This window comes from Luteimonas chenhongjianii (genome assembly GCF_002327105.1).
Lineage (GTDB): Bacteria > Pseudomonadota > Gammaproteobacteria > Xanthomonadales > Xanthomonadaceae > Luteimonas > Luteimonas chenhongjianii.
In genome coordinates, this window is the sequence record NZ_CP023406.1 from 3,043,551 (window position 1) to 3,057,801 (window position 14,251).

Sequence of the window (14,251 nt, forward strand, 5' to 3'; positions counted from 1 at the left end):
GCGCCGCCGGCCCGCAACTGCGCCGGGGCGCTGCGGTTGCAGCCGCCGCTCGGCGTGATGACACTTGTCCTGCACCGTAATCGCGCTTAACCGCGCTGCAATCCGGCGCAGTCCACAATGCAATTCCGCCGGCCGCTCTGTATGATTGCCGGCCATCTTTTCATCCGAATATAGGGATATAGGCCCGATGTCCAGCTATCTCTTCACCTCCGAGTCGGTCTCCGAAGGCCACCCGGACAAGATCGCCGACCAGATTTCCGACGCCGTGCTCGATGCGATCCTCGCCCAGGACAAGCGCGCGCGCGTGGCCTGCGAAACCCTGGTCAAGACGGGCGTTGCGATCGTCGCCGGCGAAGTGACCACCAGTGCGTGGATCGATCTTGAGGCGCTTACCCGCAAGGTGATCCTGGACATCGGCTACAACAGTTCCGACGTCGGCTTCGACGGCGAGACCTGCGGCGTGCTGAACCTGATCGGCAAGCAGTCGCCCGACATCAACCAGGGCGTGGACCGCAAGAATCCCGAGCAGCAGGGCGCCGGCGACCAGGGCCTGATGTTCGGTTACGCCACCAACGAGACCTCGGAATTCATGCCGGCGGCCATCCACTACTCGCACCGTCTGGTCGAGCAGCAGGCCAAGGTCCGTAAGAAGAAGAATTCCCCGCTGTCGTGGCTGCGTCCCGACGCCAAGTCCCAGGTGACGCTGCGCTACGAGAACGGCGTCGCCACCGCGATCGACGCCGTGGTGCTGTCGACGCAGCACGATCCGGGCGTCAAGCAGAAGGACCTGATCGAAGCCGTGCGCGAGGAGATCATCAAGCCCGTGCTGCCGGCGAAGTGGCTGCACAAGGGCACCAAGTTCCACATCAACCCGACCGGCAAGTTCATCATCGGCGGGCCGGTCGGCGACTGCGGCCTGACCGGGCGCAAGATCATCGTCGACACCTACGGCGGCTGGGCGCGCCATGGTGGCGGCGCGTTCTCGGGCAAGGATCCGTCCAAGGTCGACCGCTCGGCCGCGTACGCAGCCCGCTACGTCGCCAAGAACGTCGTCGCGGCCGGCCTGGCCGACCGTTGCGAAGTGCAGGTGTCGTACGCGATCGGCGTGGCCGAGCCGACCTCGATCTCGGTCACCACCTTCGGCACCGGCAAGATCAGCGATGACAAGATCGAAAAGCTGATCCGCAAGCATTTCGACCTGCGTCCGTACGGCATCATCCAGATGCTGGACCTGATCCACCCGGTCTACCAGCGCACCGCCAGCTATGGTCACTTCGGCCGCAAGCCGCAGGACGTGAGCTACGTCGACGGCGCCGGCGAGCGGCACACCGCGACCGCGTTCTCGTGGGAAAAGATCGATCGCGCCGACGCGCTGCGCACGGATGCGAAGCTGAAGTGACATCGCGCCGCGGCGGTCGCCGTGGTACATGGGGTTACCGGACGGGCCGCGCAAGCGGCCCGTTCCGCGTCTGGCGGTTTGCCCTCACTTCGTGTGCATCGCCGAGTTCGCATGCTGTACGGGGGCGCAGCACAGCTCCGCCCCCAAGCCCACGGAGCCCGACTGACGATGCCGCCCAGTTACGACGAGATGCACGATGCCCAGGGGCAGGTGCGCCCCCATTACCACGGCTTCGACGACTGGCTCCAGGTGACTCCCGACGAACAGGTGGCGCACAAGCGCCTCGAGGCCGAGGTGTCCTTCCACCGCGTCGGCATCACGTTCTCGGTCTACGGCGAGGAGTCCGGCAACGAGCGCCTGATCCCGTTCGACATCGTCCCGCGCATTCTCCCCGCCCACGAGTGGAAGATCCTCGAAGCCGGACTGCGCCAGCGGGTGCATGCACTGAACCTGTTCCTGGGCGACATCTACGGCGAGCAGCGCATCCTGCGCGATCGCCGCATCCCGTCCGAGCTGGTGCTGGCCAACAGCGAGTACCGCAAGGAGATGCAGGGCCTGAAGGTGGCCTGCAACACCTACTCGCACGTGTCGGGCATCGATCTTGTACGCGCCGGCGATGGCGAGTACTACGTGCTGGAAGACAACCTGCGCGTGGCGTCAGGCGTGTCCTACATGCTCGAGAACCGCCGGATGATGGCGCGGCTCATCCCCGAACTGTTCGCCCGCCAGCAGATCGCGCCGGTCGAACGCTATCCCGATGCGCTGTTCGAGGTCCTGCGCCAGAGCGCGCCGGCCAACGTCGACAACCCGGTGGTGGCGGTGCTGACCCCGGGCGCGGCGAACTCGGCGTACTTCGAACACGCCTTCCTGGCCCAGCAGATGGGCGTGGAGCTCGTCGAGGGCGCCGATCTGTTCGTCCAGGACGACATGGTCTACGCCAAGACCACGCGTGGCGCCCAGCGCGTGCACGTGATCTATCGACGCATCAACGACGACTATCTCGATCCCACCGTGTTCCGGCGCGAGTCCATGCTCGGGGTGTCCGGGCTGTTCGGTGCATACCGCGCCGGGAACGTGACCCTCGCCAATGCACCGGGTACCGGTGTCGGCGACGACAAGTCGGTGTATCCCTACGTGCCCGAGATGATCCGCTACTACCTCAGCGAAGAGCCCATCCTGCACAACGTGCCGACCTGGCAGCTGCGCAATCCGGACGACCTGAAATACACCCTCGAACACCTGCCCGAGCTGGTGGTCAAGGAAGTCCACGGCGCCGGCGGCTACGGCATGCTGGTCGGGCCGGCCGCCACGAAGGCGGAGATCGAGGAATTCCGTGCGCGCATCCTCGCCGACCCGGGCAACTACATCGCCCAGCCGACGCTGTCGCTGTCCACCTGCCCCACCTACGTCGAGAGCGGCCTCGCGCCGCGGCATATCGACCTGCGCCCCTACATCCTCAGCGGTCGCCGCATCCATGTCGTGCCCGGCGGCCTGACCCGCGTTGCGTTGCGTGAGGGCTCGCTGGTGGTGAACTCCTCGCAGGGCGGCGGCACCAAGGACACCTGGGTGATGGAAGTATGAGTCGCCGGCCCGCCGTGTCCCCTGCCCCCGTCCCGCCGTCGCGCACCGCAGGTCGCGATGCCCTGACTGCCCGCTCCGTATCCGGCCGCTTCGCGCTGGCCAGTCCTTCGCACAGGCGCTGATCCATGCTCTGCCGCACCGCAAACGATCTCTACTGGGTAGCGCGCAATGTCGAACGCGCCGAGAACACCGCGCGCCTGCTCGACATGGCCCAGCGCATCGCGCTGCTCCCCGAACGCCTCGACCGGGGCAAGGCGCAGGCGGCGCCCTGGCGCCGCGCGCTCGATTCGCTCGGTCTGGTGGAGAGCTTCCAGCAGCGCCACGGCCGCATCGATGCCGAGGGTGTCGTGCAGCACCTGCTGCTCTCGCCCGACAACCCGGGCTCGATCTACAGCTGCCTGCGCACGGCGCGCGAGAACGCACGCGCGCAGCGCGTGGCGATCACTGCCGAGATGTACGAGGATCTCAACAGTTCGTGGCTGGAGATCCGCCGCTTCGATGCCACGCGCCTGCGCCAGCAGGGCCTGAGCAACGCGCTGGAATGGGTGAAGACGCGCTCGGCCGCGTTCCGCGGCATCACCATCGGCACGCTCGGCCGCGGCGAGGGCTATCGCTTCCTGCAACTGGGCGCCTTCATCGAACGTGCGGACTGGTCGATCCGACTGCTCGACATGATCAGCAGCGACGAAGAGTTGCCCGAGACAGGTGAAGTGCGCGACGCGACCCAGTACTTCCAGTGGAGCGCATTGCTCCAGGCGCTCTCGGCGTTCGAAACCTACCGTCGCCTGTATCGCGAGTCGGTGAGCCCCGCCGGCGTGGCCGCGCTGATGCTGCTCAACGACGACAATCCGCGCTCACTGCAGGCCTGCGTCGCCGCGATCCACCGTATCCTTCAATCGCTGTCGGGCGGCGAATCGGTCGAGGTCGCGCGTCAGGCCGGCGCACTGGCGGCGCAGGCCCGCTATGCGCGCATCGACGAGATCATTGCCGCTGGCCTGGAGACGTGGCTGCAGGACACGATGGGCAGGCTGTCGCGACTCGGCAACGAGATCCACCGCCAGTTCATGACCACCGAAGTGGTGCCGTTCTCCCCGCCCGGAATGTCGCAGTCACAATGGCAGCGTTCGTCTTGAGCTGTCGCTGCGCCGCCGCGCGGGGCACAATGCGTGCTGCAATTGCGCGCTGTCGCGGCACCTTATGACTTACTGCATCGGTTTGAACCTCGACGAAGGCCTCGTACTGGCCTCCGATTCGCGTACCAATGCCGGTGTGGACCACATCCGCCGTGCCGGAAAACTGCGGGTCTTCGCCCAGGATGGCGACCGGGTCGTGGTCACGCTGTCGGCGGGCAACCTCTCGCTGACGCAGAACGTGCTCAACCTCATCGAGCATCGCGCGCGTCACGAGACCGATCGCGTCGGCATCCTCAATGCGCAGTCGATGTTCCAGGTGGCGCAGGTGGTCGGGGATGCGATGCGCGAGATCCGCGCCCGTGACGAGAGCTATCTGCGCGACAGCGGAATCGATCCGAGTGGTTCGTTCATCGTCGGCGGCCAGATCCGCGGCGAGGCGCCGCGCCTGTTTCTTGTCTACTCGGAAGGCAACTTCATCGAGAGCTCGCGGGAGACACCGTTCTTCCAGAGCGGCGAGATCAAGTTCGGCAAGCCGATCCTGGACCGGGTGATCACCTCGCGCACCGACCTGGTCACCGCGACAAAATGCGCGCTGGTGTCGTTCGATTCGACGATCCGCTCGAACCTGTCGGTCGGCCCGCCGATCGATCTGCTGGTCTACTGCCGCGACAGCCTCCAGGTCCAGATCCAGCGGCGCTACGAGGATGGCGACGCCTACCTGCAGTCGATCCGGAGCCACTGGAACGAGAGCATGCGCCGCGCCGTCGCCGATCTACCGTTGCCCGACTGGGCCTGATCCGGCCGCTGCACGCGTGGCGCATGACCCACGGGGAACCGACGCGCCCGGCTCCCGCATCCTCCCCGGCCCTCCTCCGGGAGAGATTCGCGAAATGCGGATGATGCTCACCAGCGCAGACCCCCATACCTCTCATCCGAAGTGCTTGCGCGCATCGGCCCCTCCCGAAGGGAGAGGCCGATTGACGAGACGCGCTCAGCGCGCGGTATCCGCCGGTCGGTTCTTCACGTGCCGGTCCAGCCACGCCTCCGTTTCATGGAGCATGTGCAGGATCGACTCGCGGGCGCGGTAGCCGTGCGACTCCTTGGGCAGCATCACCAGACGCGCCGTGCCACCCAGACCCTTGATCGCAGCGAACATGCGCTCGCTCTGCATCGGGAAGGTGCCGGAGTTGTTGTCCTCCTCGCCATGGATCAGCAGGATCGGGTCCTTGATCTGCCCGGCATAGTTGAACGGCGACATCTTCAGATACGTGTCCTGGGCCTGCCAGTAGTTGCGCTCCTCGGCCTGGAAACCGAACGGCGTCAGCGTGCGGTTGTAGGCGCCGCTGCGGGCGATGCCGGCCGCGAACAGGCGCGAGTGCGCCAGCAGGTTGCCGGTCATGAACGCGCCGTAGGAGTGCCCGCCGATCGCGACACGGCGACGGTCGGCCACGCCGCGGCGTACCGCTTCGTCGATCGCGGCCTCGGCGCTCGCCACCAGCTGCTCGATGTAGGTGTCGTTGGGCTCCGCGTTGCCTTCACCGATGATCGGCATCGACACGTCGGCAAACACCGCATACCCCATCGCCAGGAACGCCTGCGGCCCCCAGTAGCCGATCGCATTGAAGCGGTGCGGCGAATCGGTGACCTGGCTGGCGGCATCGGCGGATTTGAACTCGCCCGGATACGCCCACATCAGCATCGGCAGCGGGCCGTCGCGCCTGGCGTCGTAGCCGGCCGGCAGGTACAGCGTGCCGCTGAGGTCCACGCCATCCTTGCGCTTGAAGCGCACCAGCTCCTTCTGCACGTCGCGCAGCTGCGGCGTGGGATGTTCGAATGCGGTCAGCGCCATCGGCGCCGCGTCGGGTGCATCGACCCGGCGCACGAGATAGTTCGCCGGGTCGACCTGGGTCTCGCGCGAGGTCAACAGCCGCGTGGCCTGGGCATCGAGCACCGCCACCGGGGCTTCGTAGTACGGCGCCTGCGAGTGGAACAGCCGCTCGGTGCTGCCGTCGGCGAGGTTCTGGCGATCCAGGAAGGGGCGATCGCCATCGTCGGAGGCGCCATCACCGATGCGGTAGATGCTGGTGCCGTCGGCGGCGATCAGCAGCCGGCTGTTGCCGGTGGCGTCGGGCATCGTGACCGCGCTGCCGGGATCGGCATAGCGATCCTCGTAGGAACCGTCGCGCACGAGCACCGGCGCCGCCCCACCATCGGGCTGCAACCTCCACTCGCGGATCTTTCGGGTCTTCCACCAGTACTCACTGAGCAGGGCGAGATCGCCGGTGCCCCACTGCGTGCCGGCATAGCGCATCGACAGTTCGGCCAGCACCTGCGGTGCATCGCGGAACGGCGCAGCCTGCATGTAGACGATGTCGCGCACGTCGGCCTCACGCGACGGATCACCGCCGTCCTGCGCTTCCACCCACGCGAGCGTGGCGGGCGCATCACTGCGCCAGGCGACCGAACGCACACCGGTCGGCACCGCGTCGTTGCCGACCGGCAGGCCCTCGACCAGCGGCAGACGGGCGACGGTGTGCTGCACGGCGCCGTCCAGACCGACGACCTCGATCCGGCGCGGGAAGCGCGAATACGGAACCTGGTAGGAGAACGGCCGGTCGATCTGCTGGCGCAGGATGTGGCGTCCGTCGGGTGACGCGCTCGCGCTCGTGGTCATGCCCGGCGCGCCAATCGGCGTGACCCGGCCATCGAGCGCCACATACGCGAGCTGACTGGTCATGTAGTGCGCGAACACGCGCGCATCCGCCTCGCTGCGCAGCAGGTCCTGGTAGGTGCGCAGCTGCTGCACCGTGCCACCGGCGCCGGTGTCCTGCACATTCGGGCCGGCTGGCACCGCATCTTCCTGCCCCACCTCGCCCTGCCCTTCGGGCCGCAGGCGGACCAGCAGAGAGCGGCTGTCGGGCATCCATTCGAAACCGTTGCCGACCACCGCATTGAGCGGCTGCGTGAGCAGCCGGCGCGCCTGACGGGTGGCGACATCGACGATCCACAACTGCACTTGCCCGGCGCGCATGTCGACCTGGCTGAAGGCGATATGGCGCTGGTCGGGAGACCACAGCAGCGAGGCCAGCGACAGCGGCTCGGGCAGTCCGGCGATACGCTGATCGCCACCGCCGTCCACCGGCCGCAGCCACAGATCGGTGACGTACGAGGCACGGCTGCTGGAATAGGTCTTGGGGTTGATCCGGATACCGGCCAGCTTGAGCTCGGGCTGCGCGACTTCGGCAATACCGGGCAATGCAGGCGTCTGCAGGAAAACCGCCAGATCGCGATTCGGGCTCAGCAGCAGCCGCGGCGGGCGCGGTGCGTCGACGATCGCCTGCAGGGCCTCGGGCGGCAACTGGTAGCCGCTGGTGTTGGACGTCGCCGCGCCAAGGCCGTCCTGCGCGAGCAGGGGCGCGCTCCATGACAGGCTTGCGGCAAGCAGCGTGGCGGAAACGACCACGGAGAGGTGGCGACGGGTACTCGTTGAAGACATCGGCAGGCAATCCGGACATACGCGGGTCGTCGAGCATACCCGCCGCATCAGGGCCTACCCGCGCAATCGGACCGGGACCGTCGGGACTTGCAGCGAGACACGCGTTTGCGGCAGACGCATCACAACGGGACGCAAAAAAACGGGCCACCCGAAGGTGGCCCCGAAACTGACATCCATTCGATGCCAAACCGTGCAGCGGATCAGCGCGTCTGCACATCCGCATCGATACGGGCATAGCCGCGATTGGAGCTGTCTCCGTCGGCCCCTGCGGAAATGGTCTGCAGGCGCGCGGCGAAACCGTAGGCATCGCCGCCGAGATTGCGCGCCAGCGCCACCGCAAAGTCCATCGTGTCGTTGACCGGCGTGCCGCTGTAGTCCTCGACGAGAACGCGCAGGTCCGGATGCGCGCCGCCCAGCTCGTTGCCGTCGACCGTCGCGCGTGTCTGCGTGATCAGGGCCTGGAGCTGCGATTCGCTGAAGGTCAGCGTCACCGTCTCGCCGGCCCCGACCGGTCCCGCGCCATCGACGTCGCCGGTCAGCGCCCAGTTCAGCAGATCGGCGTTGGCCTGCTCTTCGCTGGCTTCGTTGCGACCGAGGATGTTGCGTTCGAACCAGTTGTAGGACGGTCGATCGGTATCGAGCTCGAAGGCGTAGCTGCGCTCGCCCGGCAGTTCGTTTCCTGCTGCGTCGAAGCGCTGCTCGATGGTCAGCGGTACGTTGCCTCCATAGCTCAGATCGGTGGTCAGTGACCGCGAGCCGTCCGGGTATTCGACCTGCACCGAACTGCCGAGATTGGCCTGCCCGCCGAGCGCCACGCTCAGGCTGTCGTAACCGGCACGAAGCTGGGTCTGCGAGGAATAGTCGATGCGCGAGATCGTGGCGACGTTGTCGACGCCCGCTGTCTCGTGCGCCACCTGTCCGGTCGAATTGAAGTGGGCATACGCGGCCTGGCCTTCGACGCTGGAGATGTCGAACTCGGCGGTCTGCAGGGTCGCGCCGTGCAGCTGGTCCTCGCGGCCTGCCATCAGCGACAGATCGCCCGCGCGCAGGCCCACGCCGTTGAAGGCGTTGATCGTTTCGGTCGGGCCGCTGGTCACCCGCACCGTGTCGGCGTCCACGCGCTCGACCGTGTAGCTGACCCCATCGGACTCCTTGACCTTGGTCTCGGTGCCGATCATGCGGAACGAGCCGGCGAGCGCGGTCTCGGCGAACGCGCTGCTGTCGAGCGTGACGCTGCCGCCGACCGGGATCGTCGTCGGGTCGAAGGGATTCACCGCTGCCGCCGCCTCGACGCTGCGGTCCTCCCCGGGCAAGGTGACCTTGTAGGTGGATTCGAAACCGGTTGCGGCGCTGGCCTCGACCTCCGCGCCGCCGCGGCCACCGGCGTTCGCCTCCCCCGACACGCTGACCTGGGTGCCTGTGGTGACCGCAAACGACGTCGTGCCATCGCCGCTGCTTTCCTGCACTTCGACGGAGGACTCGCTGGCCACGCTGATCGACGCGCCGCGACTGCCAGCTGCCGCACCTTCGGCGCGGCTGTTCCCGAGTTGGACTTCCTGCTCGGCGGTCAGCTTCACCGCCGTGCTGTCGGGCTGCCAGGTGATGCTGCCATCGGCCGCCTTGGCGGACACCTTGATGTCGGTGGTGGAGTGGTTCGCATCTCCGCCCTCGACATCGCCACTGGCGCTCATCGGCGAGACGGGGATCTCGATGACATCGCCCGGCTGGATGACATTGCCGCCCTGCGCAGTCGGCGAGACCAGTTGCGGATTGGCCGCGTGGATCGCTTCGGGACTGACCATGTAGCGCTCGGCGAGCGAAGCCACGGTATCGCCGGCCACCACGTTGTGCCGGGTGGGATCGAGCGTAGGTGTGGGGAGGGTCCGCGCAATCGAGCCGCCGCCGTCATGTATTTGCATGTGCACGCGATCCACCTGGTCGTCGTCGAAGAGTCGCGCCATCGGCGCGTACTGCAGATGGTCCTGCATGCCGGACGCGCCGACCTACTGGGGTAAACCCGAGGCCATGCCCCCAGCCTGAACTTCTGTTCATTCGATGACCCCGAAGTGCCGTACCGGTGCGACGTCCCGGGATCGCCGGCCCGCGGCCTGCGATAGAATGGGCGTCCGCCTCGCCGAGGGGCGCTGCGACCGTCACGTGGGTCAACCACGCGCCACACTTCCAGTGCGGCTGTCCACGACGGCCAGGCTCGGCGCGGTGTCCTGCAAACGGCGCCCGTAATCGCGAATGCGCATCCCGCATTCCTGCTACGGAGCACGCAATGAACGCACAACTGAAGACCGAGCGCGTCTTTTCGACCGAGGGCGACTACAAGGTCGCCGACATCTCGCTGGCCGACTGGGGCCGCAAGGAAATCGACATCGCCGAGCACGAGATGCCGGGCCTGATGTCGATCCGCAGGAAGCACGCCGCCACGCTGCCGCTCAAGGGCGTGCGCGTGACCGGTTCGCTGCACATGACCATCCAGACCGCGGTGCTGATCGAAACGCTCAAGGACATCGGCGCCGACGTGCGCTGGGCCTCGTGCAACATCTTCTCGACCCAGGACCACGCGGCCGCCGCGATCGCGGCTACCGGCACGCCGGTGTTCGCGTGGAAGGGCGAAACGCTGGAGGAATACTGGGACTGCACCCTGGAGGCGCTGAGCTTCCCGGACGGCAAGGGCGGCCTGATCGGCCCGGAGCTGGTCGTCGATGACGGCGGCGACGTGACCCTGCTGATCCACAAGGGCTATGAACTCGAGAAGGGCGACGAGAGCTGGGTCAACAGCACCGGCGGCAGCCACGAGGAGCAGGTGATCAAGGCGTTGCTCAAGCGCGTGCGCGCCGAGCGTCCCGACTTCTGGACCCGCACCGTCGCCGAATGGAAGGGCGTCTCGGAAGAGACCACCACCGGCGTGCATCGCCTCTACCAGCTTGCCGAGGCCGGCACGCTGCTGATCCCGGCCATCAACGTCAACGACTCGGTCACCAAGAGCAAGTTCGACAACCTCTACGGCTGCCGCGAGTCGCTGGCCGATGGCCTCAAGCGCGCGATGGACGTGATGCTGGCCGGCAAGGTCGCCGTGGTCTGCGGCTATGGCGACGTCGGCAAGGGCTCGGCCGCCTCGCTGCGTGCCTACGGCGCCCGCGTGATCGTCACCGAGATCGACCCGATCTGCGCCCTGCAGGCGGCGATGGAAGGCTATGAAGTCACCACGATCGAGGAGACCCTCGGCCGCGGCGACATCTATGTCACCACCACCGGCAACAAGGACATCATCCGCCTCGAGCACATGCAGGCGATGAAGGACCAGGCGATCGTCTGCAACATCGGCCACTTCGACAACGAGATCCAGGTCGATGCGCTGTACGGCTCTGGCGCCACGCGTACCAACATCAAGCCGCAGGTCGACAAGTTCACCTTCGCCAATGGCAACAGCATCTTCCTGCTGGCCGAAGGCCGCCTGGTGAACCTTGGTTGCGCCACCGGCCACCCGAGCTTCGTGATGTCGAACTCGTTCGCCAACCAGACGCTGGCGCAGATCGACCTGTGGGCCAACAAGGACAGCTACGAGAAGAAGGTCTACCTGCTGCCCAAGCACCTCGACGAGGAAGTCGCGCGGCTGCACCTGGAGAAGATCGGCGTGAAGCTGACGACGCTGACCAAGGAGCAGGCCGACTACATCGGCGTGCCGGTGGAAGGGCCGTTCAAGCCGGATCACTACCGCTACTGATCGCCTCGCCGGTCACCGCGGTACGGAAAAAGGGCGCCGCAAGGCGCCCTTTTTTTGTGCGTGCGCTCAGCGTACGAAGCGCGACCAAGACGCCTGCCACAATCGCCGGCGGCCTCGAACACACGCGCCCCTGCAGGAGTGCGCGCTCGGCCATACCAGTCATTCGGTTGCGAGCGCGGCAACGGTGACGAGAAGCAGCCACGGCCTCCGCCCACTGCGAGCCCCGCTGCGACCGCGAGCCAGGCGGACAGGCAAACCACACCGCCCGCGCAAGACCGGAACGGCGCCGCATGGCTCCGTTTCCGTTCTGCCAGGCTGCTGCGCTCAGTCGTCGCGCAGCAACCACCACGCAGCGAGCGCGGCGCCGATACCGACGACTGCGAGCTTCGTCGGCGACCGACGCACGTCCTCGCACAGTCCTTCCACCACGTTGACGCGGTCGGCGGCGATCAGCATCAGCCAGTGGCCGATGTCGTTCTCGCTGCGCTTGAACGCGGCGCGCCGGATGACGCCGCTCAGCCCCTTGGGCGGCAGGCGCGTGCCGAAAGTGCGCGAATGTTCGGGCCGCTCGACCGATTTGAGGATTTCGACGGTCATCGGCTGCTGCGGCGGTGGATCGCTCCACGGCACATCGAGCCGCGGCGGGGTGCGCTCCATCGGCACCGCCGGGCGGTTTTCCCGCGGCAGGTCTGCGCCCCAGCCGGGGATGTGGGCGAACTTGCTTGCGTTGTCCATGGTCGTCTCCCGTTGGCCGGCCATCACACCGCACCGTATGCGGAGGGCGGTATCAGCACCGGCTTGATGCAGTTGTCGCGCTTGTTGACGAAGATGTCGTAGGCGTCGGCCACATCCTCCAGCGGAATGCGGTGCGTGATGATGTCCCGCGGCGAAATATGCCCGGCGCGGATGTGCTCGATCAGCCGCGGCAGGTGGCGCTTGACGCTGGCCTGGTTCATGCGCAGCGTCAGCCCCTTGTTCACCGCGTTGCCGATCGGAATCATGTTGAAGGTCGGTCCGTACACGCCGACGATCGAGATGCGCCCGCCCTTGCGCACGCTGTTGATGGCCCAGTGCAGCGCGATCGGCGAGCCAGCCTGCATCAGCGCCATCTTTCCGGTGAAGGTGTGGAACGCACTGCCGCTGGCGTCGCAGCCCACCGCGTCGATGCAGACGTCCGCACCCAGCCAGTCGGTCATCTTCTTCAGATGCGTGGCCATGTCGTCGATCTCGCGGAAGTTCACCGTCTCGCAGTGGGCGAACTTCTTCGCGAACTCCAGGCGGTAGTCCTCGCAGTCGACCACGATCACCCGGCCCGCGCCGAAGAACCACGCGCTCTTGGCGGCGAACAATCCGACCGGGCCGGCACCGAACACAACCACCGTGTCACCCTCGCGGATGTCGCCCATCTCCGCGGCCTGGTAGCCGGTCGGAAACGCATCGGTCAGCAGCACCGCATCCTCGATATGGATGTCGTCGGGAATCACGGTGGGGCCGACATCCGCGAAGGGCACTCGCACGTACTCGGCCTGGCCGCCGTCATAGCCGCCGGCGGTGTGGGTGTAGCCGTAGAAGCCGCCCATCGCGCTGGCTTCGGAATTGACGTTGTGGCAATTGCCGTAGAGCTCCTTCTGGCAGAAGAAGCAGCTGCCGCAGAAGATGTTGAACGGCACCAGCACACGGTCGCCGACCTTGAGGTTGCGCACCGAGGGCCCGACTTCCTCGACGACGCCGGTGAACTCGTGGCCGATGATCGACCCGACGCGCGTATCGGGCACCAGGCCGTTGTAGATGTGGATATCGGAACCGCAGATGCAGCTGCGGGTCACGCGCACGATCGCGTCGTTGGGATGCTCGATCTCGGGCTCGGCGACGTGAGCGATGCGCATCGTGCGCGGTCGCCGGTAGGTGGTGGCCAGCATTCGATTCTCCGTGGGCGGCGGCGCCGGATTCGGCGGAGGCCAGACCATCGCGCGCCGCATGTGAAAGCGGCGCGGGGATCAGCGAACTTTCGGCAGCGTGTTCAGGGACGCCAGTTGGCGTTGCTGTCCCAGAACTCCACGCTCCGGCGATATGCCTGGCGATCGAGCGGCACGCCGGATCCACCCTCTTCCACGCCCAGTGCGTTGCGCAGCATCGTGATCGGGGCCATCGGAATCTCCGCCGGTTCCATCGTGTACAGGCAGCCGACGATGCCCCAGTCGCCCTCGATCGGCGTGCCTTCCTTGTCCAGCTGCTGGCGGCTGTAGAGGATCGGAATGAGGAAGCGCGCCACCGGCGCTTCGACGCCCTCGAACCAGCGCACGAGCACCGGCAGCTCGGCCGGGTTGCGGGCTTCGTAGCCGGAGCGCAGCAGATGACGGTTGGCCTCGGTGACCGGAACGGTGAGGCAGCGGGTCGAGGTCCAGTTGCGATGCACGTGCAGCTTGCAGAAGGGCGCGTAGCCGTCGAGCACGGCGAACGGCGCCTCGTCGTTGAGACGCTGCTGGAACTGCGCAGGCGTGCAGTCCTGGATGGCGTTGGCGCGTCCACCGCGGGGAAACAGGCGGGCGCGGGCGAAGGGGGTCATGACGATGGACATGGGGCAATCATTGGAGGATGAAGGAAATTCCGGCCTTGCCGCGCGCGGCAAGGCGCGACGGTATCGCAGTGGGGAGCGCCATGTCGGATCGGATCGCCCGCGGCCTGGGAACCGGAGTGCACCGCGACCGCCGCAGTGGCCGCAACCGCGATTGCCGCAAGCGGACATCCGCGGCTCGTCTGCCATCCCTCGCAGCGACCAGACGCGGTGGCTCAGCACGCCCCCAGTCGGCGATCGCCCGGCCTGGACGGGGACCGCACCCACAGCGCGCGGATACCAGTCCGTGCACCCCTTGTGCAGGATCGTCAGTGGCAATTCAAATGAATCC

General features: G+C 66.9%; 10 protein-coding genes and 1 riboswitch. Of the genes, 5 read left to right on the top strand and 5 right to left on the bottom strand.

The window, feature by feature from the left end:
• Positions 1-187: 187 nt before the first annotated feature.
• The 4 genes from metK (at position 188) to CNR27_RS13785 (ending at position 4,909) form a co-directional block, all read left to right on the top strand.
• On the top strand, positions 188-1,399 hold the full coding sequence (metK, locus tag CNR27_RS13770) for a methionine adenosyltransferase (RefSeq protein ID WP_096299650.1): 1,212 nt from the start codon (positions 188-190) through the stop codon (positions 1,397-1,399).
• A 168-nt stretch (positions 1,400-1,567) separates the two neighbouring features.
• Entirely contained in the window at positions 1,568-2,980 is a 1,413-nt protein-coding gene (locus CNR27_RS13775) for a circularly permuted type 2 ATP-grasp protein (RefSeq protein ID WP_096299652.1), read from the top strand.
• 125 nt (positions 2,981-3,105) lie between these two features.
• Positions 3,106-4,113, top strand: a complete 1,008-nt coding sequence (locus CNR27_RS13780; RefSeq protein WP_096299653.1) for an alpha-E domain-containing protein — start codon at positions 3,106-3,108, stop codon at positions 4,111-4,113.
• A gap of 64 nt (positions 4,114-4,177) precedes the next feature.
• The gene (locus CNR27_RS13785) at positions 4,178-4,909 is read left to right on the top strand and encodes a proteasome-type protease (protein WP_096299655.1); all 732 of its coding nucleotides are present in this window, start codon (positions 4,178-4,180) and stop codon (positions 4,907-4,909) included.
• A 195-nt stretch (positions 4,910-5,104) separates the two neighbouring features.
• Here the strand turns inward: CNR27_RS13785 and CNR27_RS13790 are convergent, their stop codons facing one another.
• Positions 5,105-7,609 (bottom strand): alpha/beta hydrolase family protein, encoded by a 2,505-nt coding sequence (locus CNR27_RS13790; protein WP_096299657.1) that lies wholly within the window; start codon positions 7,607-7,609, stop codon positions 5,105-5,107.
• 200 nt (positions 7,610-7,809) lie between these two features.
• Positions 7,810-9,597, bottom strand: coding sequence for a LysM peptidoglycan-binding domain-containing protein (locus CNR27_RS13795; protein ID WP_096299659.1), 1,788 nt, complete (start codon positions 9,595-9,597; stop codon positions 7,810-7,812).
• A 142-nt stretch (positions 9,598-9,739) separates the two neighbouring features.
• Positions 9,740-9,853: riboswitch (S-adenosyl-L-homocysteine riboswitch) on the top strand.
• A 37-nt stretch (positions 9,854-9,890) separates the two neighbouring features.
• Between CNR27_RS13795 and ahcY the strand changes: the two genes are divergently transcribed.
• Positions 9,891-11,345 (top strand): adenosylhomocysteinase, encoded by a 1,455-nt coding sequence (gene ahcY / locus CNR27_RS13800; RefSeq protein ID WP_096299661.1) that lies wholly within the window; start codon positions 9,891-9,893, stop codon positions 11,343-11,345.
• A gap of 324 nt (positions 11,346-11,669) precedes the next feature.
• On the opposite strand, the gene CNR27_RS13805 is transcribed toward ahcY, so the two are convergent.
• The 3 genes from CNR27_RS13805 to CNR27_RS13815 all read right to left on the bottom strand — a co-directional run bounded on the left by CNR27_RS13805 (position 11,670) and on the right by CNR27_RS13815 (position 13,923).
• The gene (locus tag CNR27_RS13805) at positions 11,670-12,080 is read right to left on the bottom strand and encodes a hypothetical protein (RefSeq protein ID WP_096299663.1); all 411 of its coding nucleotides are present in this window, start codon (positions 12,078-12,080) and stop codon (positions 11,670-11,672) included.
• Between the two features lie 23 nt (positions 12,081-12,103).
• Complete coding sequence (locus CNR27_RS13810; protein WP_096299665.1) at positions 12,104-13,264, bottom strand: zinc-dependent alcohol dehydrogenase; 1,161 nt, start codon at positions 13,262-13,264, stop codon at positions 12,104-12,106.
• A 101-nt stretch (positions 13,265-13,365) separates the two neighbouring features.
• Positions 13,366-13,923 carry a DUF3228 family protein gene (locus tag CNR27_RS13815; RefSeq protein WP_096299667.1) on the bottom strand — a complete coding sequence of 186 codons (558 nt, stop codon included), beginning with the start codon at positions 13,921-13,923 and terminating at the stop codon, positions 13,366-13,368.
• Between the last annotated feature and the right edge of the window lie 328 nt (positions 13,924-14,251).

What these genes read in the sequence shown, in the direction of transcription:
- CNR27_RS13815 (WP_096299667.1), bottom strand. Translation starts at nt 13,923, where the DNA reads ATGTCCATCGTCATGACCCCCTTCGCCCGCGCCCGCCTGTTTCCCCGC.
- CNR27_RS13780 (WP_096299653.1), top strand. Translation starts at nt 3,106, where the DNA reads ATGCTCTGCCGCACCGCAAACGATCTCTACTGGGTAGCGCGCAATGTC.
- CNR27_RS13795 (WP_096299659.1), bottom strand. Translation starts at nt 9,597, where the DNA reads ATGCAGGACCATCTGCAGTACGCGCCGATGGCGCGACTCTTCGACGAC.
- CNR27_RS13785 (WP_096299655.1), top strand. Translation starts at nt 4,178, where the DNA reads ATGACTTACTGCATCGGTTTGAACCTCGACGAAGGCCTCGTACTGGCC.
- CNR27_RS13775 (WP_096299652.1), top strand. Translation starts at nt 1,568, where the DNA reads ATGCCGCCCAGTTACGACGAGATGCACGATGCCCAGGGGCAGGTGCGC.
- ahcY (WP_096299661.1), top strand. Translation starts at nt 9,891, where the DNA reads ATGAACGCACAACTGAAGACCGAGCGCGTCTTTTCGACCGAGGGCGAC.
- CNR27_RS13790 (WP_096299657.1), bottom strand. Translation starts at nt 7,609, where the DNA reads ATGTCTTCAACGAGTACCCGTCGCCACCTCTCCGTGGTCGTTTCCGCC.
- metK (WP_096299650.1), top strand. Translation starts at nt 188, where the DNA reads ATGTCCAGCTATCTCTTCACCTCCGAGTCGGTCTCCGAAGGCCACCCG.
- CNR27_RS13810 (WP_096299665.1), bottom strand. Translation starts at nt 13,264, where the DNA reads ATGCTGGCCACCACCTACCGGCGACCGCGCACGATGCGCATCGCTCAC.
- CNR27_RS13805 (WP_096299663.1), bottom strand. Translation starts at nt 12,080, where the DNA reads ATGGACAACGCAAGCAAGTTCGCCCACATCCCCGGCTGGGGCGCAGAC.